Below are 9,505 nucleotides of genomic sequence, written 5' to 3' on the forward strand. Positions count from 1 at the left end.
GTCGAGGTGGTACTCGGAGACGGCGGCCAGCGGGGAGTCGGGGTTGTTGGTCACCGCGAGCGTGATCGCGCCGGCCTCGCGGGCGGCCCGGGTCGAGGCGACGAGGTCCGGGGAGCCGCCGGGACACGGGGCGGCGGTCGGGGCGGACGCCGGAGTGCGGGAGAAACGGGGGGCGGGCGCCGGCTGGGGACGACCCGCGACCTCGACGAAGGTCGTGCGGTCGCGCAGGGCGGGGTGCTCCGCGGCCTCGTCCGGGTCGAGCACGGGCACCACACAGGCGTCGTGCTCGACGAACGCCTTCACCCAGTAGTCCCGGGGGCGGGCGCGGAAGGCCTCGCCGATCCGGTCCCGCAGCGCGGGCCAGAGGGTCCGGTCGTCACGGTCGGGCAGGTCTCCCCCGTCCAGGCCGAGCTGGGTCAGCAGCACCTCGTAGAACCGCGGCTCGATCGCACCCACCGCCACGCTCCGGCCGTCCTGACAGGCGTACGTGGTGTAGAACGGCGCATCGGTCACGGTGACGTTGCCGGGGTTGTCCCGCCACTGGCGGACCATGACCTCCAGCAGGGCCGCCCCGTCCACCATGGCCGCGTCGACGACCTGGCCGCGTCCTCCGCGGGAGCGCTCGTACAGCGCCGCGAGCACCCCGAGGGCCTGGAGCATCCCACCGCCCGCGAAGGTGGAGAGATAGGTGGACGGTGGGGTCGGCCCACCGGACGGGGCCGTGTCGCTGTCGAGCAGTCCGGCCATGGCGAGGAAGCTGATGTCGTGTCCCGGGCGCTGCGCCCAGGGACCGCTCTGCCCCCAGCCGGAAACGCGGGCGTAGATGAGGCCGGGGTGGGAATCGGCAAAGGAATCAGGCCCTATTCCCAGGCGTTCGGCGGCGCCCGGGCGAAGCCCTTCGAGCAGGACGTCGGCGCGGCCGATGAGGTCGCGCACCCGACGCTTTCCGTCCGGGCTCTTCAAATCGACCGCGACCGAGCGCCGGGAACGACTCAACGGGTCGGCCGCGCCGAACGCAGCCGCGCCCGGGCGGTCGATGCGGACGACGTCGGCGCCGAGGTCAGCCAGCAACGTAGCTGCGAAGGCACAGGGAGCGCCGCTCGCCAGCTCGACCACGCGTACACCTTCCAGTGGCCCCATGGGATCCATCCCCTTTCCGGGATCTTCAGAAAAATCAGCTCGGAGAGCTGATGTCGACTTCTTCTTGAGGGTTTTGTTCGGGCTTCCGTATCGATTTACCGAAATCCCTTGCCTATCTTCCGAGTGTTTCTCCTCCACTTCCCCCTCTCCCATGAAAGGGCAGAAAACATGTCGGTCATCTACACTGCCGAGGTCGTGTCGTCTGGAGACGGCCGCAAGGGTCGGGTCCACTCCTCTGACGGCGTTCTGGAGTTGGTCCTCGATGCACCGAAGGAGGTCGGCGGCGCCGGCGAACAGACCAATCCCGAGCAGTTGTTCGCCGCCGGGTACGCGGCCTGCTTCCACAGCGCGCTGCGCCTGTCCGCCCGTGAGGCGCGGGTGGCCCTCGACGAGGAGCCGACCGTGACGGCCCGTGTGCATCTGGAGCGGGACGCGTCCGGCTATGGCATCAGCGCGGACCTGATGGTGCGGCTGCCGGGGGTTGCCCCCGGCACGGCCCAGGAGTTGGTGGACCGGGCGCACGCCCGCTGCCCGTACTCCCGTGCCGTACGCGGGAACATCAGGGTCGGGATCGCACTGGAATCCTGACCTTCGCGGAGGACGTGCCGCCGGGACCGGGGCGACGGTTCCGGCGGCACGCGCGCGCCGGAACCGGTCAGGCCGCCGGGGGCAGGGCCCGGGCCGCCGCCTTCGCCGCCTGCGGAAGGGCCGCCACGACCCGGTCGACCGCGCGGTCGTCGTGTGCGGCGGACAGGAACCAGGCCTCGAAGGGAGACGGCGGCAGATACACGCCCTGGCGCAGCATCTCGTGAAAGAAGGCCCGGTAGCGGAACGCTTCCGAAGCCTTGACCTGGTCGTAGTCGATGACCGCCCCTTCGGCGAAGAACACCGAGAACATGGTCCCGGAGTACTGCAGGCTGTGCGCGACGCCTTCCGCAGCCAGGGCCTTGGAGACCTCGGCCCCGATCGTCGCGGACACGGTCTCCAGCCGCTCGTAGACCTCGTCGGTGCAGTGGCGCAAGGTGGCCAGGCCGGCCGCGGTGGCCACCGGGTTCCCGGCCAGGGTGCCCGCCTGGTAGACGGGGCCGGCGGGGGCCAGGTGGGCCATGACGTCGGCCCGACCGCCGAAGGCCGCGGCCGGGAAGCCGCCGCCCATCACCTTGCCGAAGGTGAACAGGTCCGCCGCCACACCGTCCCGGCCGTACCAGCCGGCCCGGCTCGCCCGGAAGCCCGTCATCACCTCGTCGGAGATGAACAGGGCACCGTGGCGCCCGCACAACTCCTTCAGTCCTGCGTTGAATCCGGGCAGCGGCGGAACGGCACCCATGTTGCCCGGGGCCGCCTCGGTGATCACACAGGCGATCTCGGAGCCTTGCTCGGCGAAGGTCCGCTCCACCGCGGCCAGGTCGTTGTAGGGCAGCACGATGGTGTCGGCGGCCTGGGCTCCGGTGACGCCCGGGGTGTCGGGCAGCGCGAACGTCGCCAGCCCCGAACCGGCCGCGGCCAGCAGGGCGTCGACGTGGCCGTGGTAGCAGCCCGCGAACTTGACGATCTTCGAGCGGCCCGTGAAGCCACGGGCGAGCCGGATCGCCGACATGGTCGCCTCGGTCCCGGACGTCACGAGGCGGACCTTCTCCACCGGGTCGACCCGGGAGACGATCTCCTCGGCCAGGGCGATCTCGCCCTCGGTCGCGGTGCCGAACGAAGTGCCGGAGCCAAGTGCGGTGTTCACCGCCTCCAGGACGGCAGGATGCCGGTGACCGAGGATCATCGGGCCCCAGGAGCAGATGAGGTCGACGTACTCGCGACCTTCGACGTCGACGAGGTACGGGCCCTGCGCCGAGGCCATGAAAACGGGGGTGCCGCCGACGGAACCGAAGGCGCGCACCGGTGAGTTGACTCCGCCCGGGATGACGGCAGCGGCCCGCTCGAACAGCGCCGCCGAAGCGGTGCCGCCGGTGACGGGGGCAGTCGGAGCAGTGGGTGAGGACATCGGTCGGTGCCTTTCGCAGTTGCGGAGCGGTCTGGGTCGGTGTCGTGTGTGTGGGGGGGCGTGCCGTGTGGGGGGTACGTGGTCCGCGGAGGGGTGCCGGTGGCCGCGCGGGGCCGTGGGAGGGGCGGGGGAGCCGGTGGGGGTGTCGCCGGCTCCCCCGCGGTCACGGGTGTCAAACGGTCGGAGTGCTCTCGGTGGTGGTGAACGCGGCGTCGAGGACGACCACGCCGCTCGGCAGCACCCGCACCGGGTTGAGGTCCAGCTCGAAGTCCCCCGGCCAGCCGGCGACCGCGTCGGAGAGCCGGTACAACAGCTCGGCCAGCGCCCCGGTGTCGAGGGTCCGGGTACCGCGCGCCCCGCTCAGCAGGGCGGCACCGCGCAGTTCGTCGATCATGCTCTCGGCATCGCCGTCGGCGAGCGGCGCGATCCGGTGCGCCACGTCGTCGAGGAGCTCGGTGAAGATGCCGCCGAGCCCGACGGTCAGCACCTTGCCGAGCGGGCTGGTCCGGACGCCGACCAGCACCTCCACCCCGTCCTCGGCGAGCTCCTCGACGAGGACCTCGCCGCCGAGCGCCGCCAGCTCGCGGAACACGGCCGGGGCCTCCTCCGGTCCCACGCCGACCCGGACTCCGCCCGCCTCCGACTTGTGCAGCAGCCCCGGGACCACGGCCTTGAGCACGGTCCGACCGCCCAGCTCCCCCACCAAAGCGACGGTGTCGTCGGCGTCCCGGGCGATGCGGCCCCGGGGCACGGTGATGCCGGCGGTCGCCAGCAGCTCCTTCAACCGGGGCTCCGTGGCGTCGGCACCGGGCGCCGGGAGCGGCGTCGCCGTGGCGGCCCGAGGGCCCTGCGGGCGCGGCCGGCTGACCTGCCACAGCGCGGAGGCCGCCTTCAGAGCCCGCGCCGGGGTGGGGTAGTCCGGCAGCTGGGCGTCCCGGAGCATGGCCGGGGCGTCGGGGGCGAGGAAGTCGGCTCCGGTGCGGGCCACCAGGATCGGCTTGCCGCCCTTGCGGGCCGCCTTCGACAGGGCGGTGACCGCCTTCTCCACGTCCGGCCCGGCCATGACGCAGAAGCAAGCGATGATGAGGTCGACGGAGTCGTCCTCGATCAGTACGTCCAGTGACCGGTCGAAGAGGGAGGGGTCGCTGAGCACAGTTGCGGTGATGTCGACGGGGTTCTGCACCGCCCCGAAGGGCGGCACGATCTCGGTGAGCGCAGCGATGCTGTCCTCGGAGAGCTCACTCAGCTCCAGGCCCGCGTCCTCGATGGCGTCGGCAGCGAGGATGCCGGAGCCACCGGAGGTGGTGACCACGGCGACCCGCGGGCCCTTGGGCCGCAGCGGGAACTCGAAGGCGTGCGCCACGTCGAGGAGTTCGTCGATGTCGTCGACGCGGACGATGCCGAGCTGACGGAGGGAGGCGTCGAGCACCCGGTCGTCGGTGGCGAGGGCGCCCGTGTGGGAGGCCGCGGCCCGCCCGCCGGCTTCGGTGCGCCCGGACTTCAGGAGGGCGACCGGCTTGCCGGAGGCGCTCAGGGCGCGCAGCGTCTCCAGGTCGGGCACGTCCTCCAAGTACCCCAGCAGGCCGTGGCACTCGGGCTCCTCCGCCAGTTCGCGGAGCACCTCCAGCGCCGTGACGTCGGCGTCGTTGCCCGTGCTCACCACCCATCCGGGGCGCAGTCCGCGCTGCAGGGCGAGGCTTGCCGCGCCGAACCCCAGGGCGCCGCTCTGACTGACGAAGCCGAGGGTGCCGGGCTCGAAGGGGACGCTCTCGGCGCCGAAGAGGGGACTGAACGTGGCGAGGACGCGATTGTTGAAGCTGACGGCCCCGATGCAGTTCGGCCCGATCAGCCGCAGTCCGCCGGCCCGGGCCCGGGCGACGACCTCCTCCTGCAGGGCGGCCCCTTCGGGGCCGGTTTCCGCGAAGCCGGAGGAGGCGATGATGGCGAGCGGCACGTCGGCGTCGATGCAGTCGTCGACGGCGCCGGCGACCCGGTCTGCACCCACCATGATGAGCGCCAGGCCGACCGGGCCGGGGGCCTCCTTGACGGAGGTGTACGCGGGGACCCCGAGGATCTCTCCGCCGCGCGGGTTGATCGGCAGGATGCGGCCCTTGTAGCCGTGCCGCAGCAGGAAGTCCATCGGCTTGCGGCCGAGCGCGCCGGGGCGCTCGGTGGCGCCGATGACGGCGATGGAGTCGGCGTTCCACAGGGCAGAGATCGCGCTCATGCCATGACCTCCTGGGCGAGTGCGGGCTGGGGGGTGAACAGGGCGTGCAGGGCGTCGACGTAGACCTCGCCGTCGGGCCGTCCGGCCAGTTCGCGGGCACGGACCGTGGGCTGGTGGAGCATCTTGTCGACGATGCGCTGCACGGTGCGGGAGACCTCCTGCAGCGCGTCGCCGTCCATGCCGTCCAACCGTTTGCTGAGCCGGTCGAGTTCGGCGTCCGTGGCCTCGGTGGCGCTGGCGCGCATCGCCGCGAGGATCGGGGTGGCCCGGGCGGCCCGCCGGACGGTCTTGAGGTTCTCGACCTCGGCGTCGATGATCCGGTGCGCGGCCTCCACGCTGGCCACGGACAGTTCGTCGTCCCCGCCTTCCTCCGCAATGCGCTGGAGGTCGACGAGGGTGACGCCGGGTGTCCGTCCGGCTTCCGGCTCGATGTTGCGCGGCAGGGACAGGTCGAGCAGGTAGAGCTCGCGTCCTTCGCGTGCGGCCATCGCGGCGGCGACGGCGTCGGCGCGCAGCAGCGGTTCGGTGGCGGCGGTGCAGCTGACGACGACGTCCACCCCGGTGAGCAACTCCGGTACGGCTTCCAGCGGGTAGCCGCGGCCATCGGCGGTCTCGGCGAGGCGCTGGGCCTTCTCGGGGGTGCGGTTGGCCATGTGCACGGTGCTGAGGCCGGAGCGACGTAGGGCCGCGAGGACGACGCCGCCGAAGGAGCCGGCGCCGATGACCAGTGCGGTCTTGCCGTCCAGGGAGCCGACCAGCCGCTCGAAGAAGGCGATCCCGGCAGTGGCGAGGGAGCGGCCCGCCTCGTTCAGACCGGTCTCGTTGCGGGCCCGCTTGCCCGCGCGGAGCGCGGCCTGCACGGCCTGGTTGAGGGACTTGCTGGTGGACCGGGTGCGCTGAGCCCGGTCCAGGGCCTCCTTCACCTGGCCGAGGATCTGGTCCTCACCGAGGACGACGGAGTCGAGGCCGGAGGCGACCTGGAACAGGTGGCGCAGCGCGTCGTCGGCTCGGCGTACGTACTGGTAGGGCGCGATCTCCTGGGGACGGACACCGGTGTGCTCGGCGATCAGGTCGTCGAGGAGGGGTACCGGGTCGGTGTCCGGGGCGGATTCGACGTACACCTCCATCCTGTTGCAGGTGGACAGGATCAGGGAGGAGGTCAGACCCTCGGTCTCGGCGATGCGCCGGGCCAGGTCGTCGAGCGGTCTGGGGCTCTCGTAGAGCTGTTCCAGCAGGTCGAGGGGGGCGGTGGCATGGCTGATGCCCACCGCCAGGAACCGGTTGTCGTCCGGTGTTGTTCGTCGCACAGTCCTTAACACCTCAGTGGATAGGGCGGGCGAAGGCCCTGGTGGCCAGGCGGGCCCGGTTGGGTCGGGCGGCCCGGGGAAAGGGGTCGCGCGGTGCGTCTGTGTGGGGGGCGGCGCATGGTGGGGGTGGAGCCGCGGGGTGCGCGAGGTGGGGGGCCGGCCCCCGGGCGTGGTGTGGCGGTCGCCCGGTGGCCGGTGAGGAAGGCGCGGGGTTCAGCTGCCCAGACGGGGGGCGAACTCGGTTGCCCAGTAAGTGATGATCTGGGAGGCACCGGCCCTGTGGATGGAGGTGAGGCTCTCCACGATCGTCTCGTCGCGGTCGAGCCAGCCGCGGGCGGCGGCGGCCTCGATCATCGAGTACTCGCCGGACACCTGGTAGGCGGAGACGGGCACGTCGACGCGCTCGGCGATGAGACGGACGATGTCGAGGTAGGCCAGGGCGGGCTTGACCATCACCATGTCCGCGCCCTCGGCGAGGTCGAGGGCGACCTCCCGCAGGGATTCCCGGATGTTGCCCGGATCCTGTTGGTAGGTGCGGCGGTTGCCCTGCAGGGAGGACTCGACGGCGTCGCGGAACGGTCCGTAGAAGTGGGAGGCGTACTTGGCCGAGTAGCCGAGGATCGCCACGGTGTGGTGGCCGGCCGCGTCCAGGGCGGCGCGGATGTGGCGCACCTGGCCGTCCATCATGCCGCTGGGCGCGACGATCTGGGCGCCTGCCTCGGCCTGTACGACGGCGGCCTCGGCGTACAGCCGGACGCTGGCGTCGTTGTCGACGTCGCCGTCCGGGCCGAGGACCCCGGTGTGACCGTGGGTGGTGTACTCGTCGAGGTTGATGTCGCCGATGACGACGGTGGAGTCGCCGACCTCGGCGACGACCTCGCGCAGGGCGACCTGGAGGACGCCCTCGGGGTCGACCGCGCCCGACCCCTGGGGGTCCTTCTTGTCGTTCTCGGGGATGCCGAAGAGCATCAGCCCGCCCACGCCCGCGGTGACGGCCTCGACCGCGGCCTTGCGCAGGGAGTCCCGGGTGTGCTGGAACACGCCCGGCATGGAGGGGATCTCCCGGGGCTCGGCCAGCCCCTCGCGCAGGAACAGCGGCTGTATGAGGTTGGCGGCGTTGACCTGCGTCTCGGAGGTGAGGCGGCGCAGCTGCGGAGTGCGGCGCAGGCGTCGGGGGCGGTGCAGCGGGGCGCCCGCGGGAGTGCTGAAGGGGGCGGTGCCGATGGAGGACTGGATGGTCATGGGGGATCACGCTCCTTGGAGGGTCGAACCGAGGAAGACCTTTTCGAGGTGGCGGGAGATCTCGGCGGGCGGACGCTGGAACCAGTAACCGGCCGATGATCGCGAGAAGATGCCCAACTCACCCAAATTGACGGTGAGTTCGGCGAACTTGACGGCCAGACCGGCCGGATCGACGACGGGCATGCCGGCGAGTTCGCGGATGCCCAGGTGCCAGAGGATCTCGTTGGGGATGCCCTCGGCGGGGATGATGACCTCGGCCCCCGCCTTGCGGGCGCGTTCGGCGGCCTCGGTGTAGACGGTGACGAACTGGTCGTGGTCGTCGTCGAGGGCACGGTGGACGCCGTCCCATCCCCCGGGGACGACCTCGTACGCAGACATCGACCGCTCGAGGTCGTAGCGGCTGATGTTGGCGCGGATGGGCTCTTCCAGGGGCGGCATGAAACCGAGGAGCCCGAAGCGGTGTCCGGTCAGGGCCGACAGGAAGAACGCCGTCTCGCCGTACCCGAGGGTCGGGATGGCGGCGAGGTGTCGCGCGTCGCGCAGGCCGGGGTCCTGCCCGGCGGCCGTGATCCAGGCGTCGTAGCCCTGTCGTTCGGCCTCCAGGGCCGCGTGCGCGAAGTGTTCGCTGAAGAGCACTTGGGCCGAATGGTGGCCGACCAAACCGAACGGGGTGTTGTCGGGATAGGTGTCGGCCGGCAGGGTCTTGATGTCGATGACGGTGCCAGGGGCGGCGATCGCGTCCAGGTGCTCGCGATACCACTGGTCGAGCAGTGGCAGCCGACCCTCCACGGTGTGTTTGTGGAACCAGAGGCGCATGGCGCTTTCCGTCCTCTCAGGTGGGAAGGGCGGGGCAAGGTGGTGCGAACGGGTGTGCGTGGGAGAACCGCCGGGCGGGCGGGAACGCGGGCGGGTTCAGCCGGCCGGCTGCCGGGGTCGGGGGGCACAGTCCAGCAGGGAGGCGGTGAACAGGTAATCGGTGACGCGGGCCGGATCGGCGGCGATCCGACCGATGCCGTCCAGGGCGCGCCGCAACGCGGTCGTGTCGCCGATGCCGGCGGTGCGGGCCTCGCTGCGCGGGATCACCTTGTCCGTCACCACGGCTCGCCGTTCGCTGGCGACGCGGTCCAGGACCCGCTCGTCGGCCTCGCCGCGGTGGATCCTCGTCAGGGCCCGCCCCCAGGCGACTGCGTCGTGCAGTCCACAGTTCATGTTCATGCCGCCTGCGGTCGAGGTCAGATGGGCCGCGTCGCCGGCGAAGAGGACCCTGCCGACCCGGTAGTCCGGCAGGACGTACGAGGCCAGCCGGTACGTGTGCGCGTCCGCGACGTCCAACCGCCCGGCGCAGGAGGGCAGAGCATGCTCCAACAGGGCACGCACCGCAGGCCGCTCCGTGACCCGACCGCGCGGCGCGTCCGCCGGGAGCCGGAAGATCAGGCGCCAGTGGTCGGGCATGCCCAGGACGCTGAACGACTGTCGCGGGTCGCGGACGTAGGCCAGCGGTGCCAGGCCGGGCAACAGTTCGTCCAGGGCCGTGGTCGTCACCACCCGCAGGGCGTACCAGGGGTACTCGGTGGCCCGGGACGGCAGTCGCAGCGC

At 71.8% G+C, this 9,505-nt stretch carries 8 protein-coding genes; 1 reads left to right on the top strand and 7 read right to left on the bottom strand.

The features are described 5' to 3' along the window. Positions 1-1,140, bottom strand: a 1,140-nt coding sequence (locus ACFW2Y_RS32085; protein WP_384886082.1) for a CoA transferase, incomplete at its 3' end; no start/stop codon positions are given. Between the two features lie 168 nt (positions 1,141-1,308). Here ACFW2Y_RS32085 and ACFW2Y_RS32090 point away from each other — a divergent pair. Continuing rightward, positions 1,309-1,728, top strand: coding sequence for an organic hydroperoxide resistance protein (locus tag ACFW2Y_RS32090; RefSeq protein ID WP_384886084.1), 420 nt, complete (start codon positions 1,309-1,311; stop codon positions 1,726-1,728). Positions 1,729-1,795: 67 nt separating this feature from the next. Here the strand turns inward: ACFW2Y_RS32090 and hemL are convergent, their stop codons facing one another. From hemL to ACFW2Y_RS32120, 6 genes are all read right to left on the bottom strand, one after another. Beyond that, on the bottom strand, positions 1,796-3,133 hold the full coding sequence (hemL, locus tag ACFW2Y_RS32095) for a glutamate-1-semialdehyde 2,1-aminomutase (protein WP_384886087.1): 1,338 nt from the start codon (positions 3,131-3,133) through the stop codon (positions 1,796-1,798). A gap of 172 nt (positions 3,134-3,305) precedes the next feature. Beyond that, the gene (locus ACFW2Y_RS32100) at positions 3,306-5,360 is read right to left on the bottom strand and encodes an acetate--CoA ligase family protein (protein ID WP_384886089.1); all 2,055 of its coding nucleotides are present in this window, start codon (positions 5,358-5,360) and stop codon (positions 3,306-3,308) included. After that, complete coding sequence (gene hemA / locus ACFW2Y_RS32105; RefSeq protein WP_384886091.1) at positions 5,357-6,667, bottom strand: glutamyl-tRNA reductase; 1,311 nt, start codon at positions 6,665-6,667, stop codon at positions 5,357-5,359. Before hemA ends, ACFW2Y_RS32100 begins: the two co-directional genes overlap by 4 nt. Positions 6,668-6,880: 213 nt before the next feature. Further along, positions 6,881-7,909: a porphobilinogen synthase gene (gene hemB, locus ACFW2Y_RS32110; RefSeq protein ID WP_384886094.1), complete on the bottom strand. Its 1,029-nt coding sequence runs from the start codon at positions 7,907-7,909 to the stop codon at positions 6,881-6,883. Positions 7,910-7,915: 6 nt separating this feature from the next. After that, complete coding sequence (locus tag ACFW2Y_RS32115; protein WP_384886097.1) at positions 7,916-8,725, bottom strand: aspartate/glutamate racemase family protein; 810 nt, start codon at positions 8,723-8,725, stop codon at positions 7,916-7,918. A 96-nt stretch (positions 8,726-8,821) separates the two neighbouring features. Continuing rightward, on the bottom strand, positions 8,822-9,505 hold a 684-nt coding region (locus ACFW2Y_RS32120; RefSeq protein WP_384886098.1), incomplete at its 5' end, for an FAD-dependent monooxygenase.

Source organism: Streptomyces sp. NPDC058877, assembly GCF_042742855.1.
GTDB lineage: Bacteria > Actinomycetota > Actinomycetes > Streptomycetales > Streptomycetaceae > Streptomyces.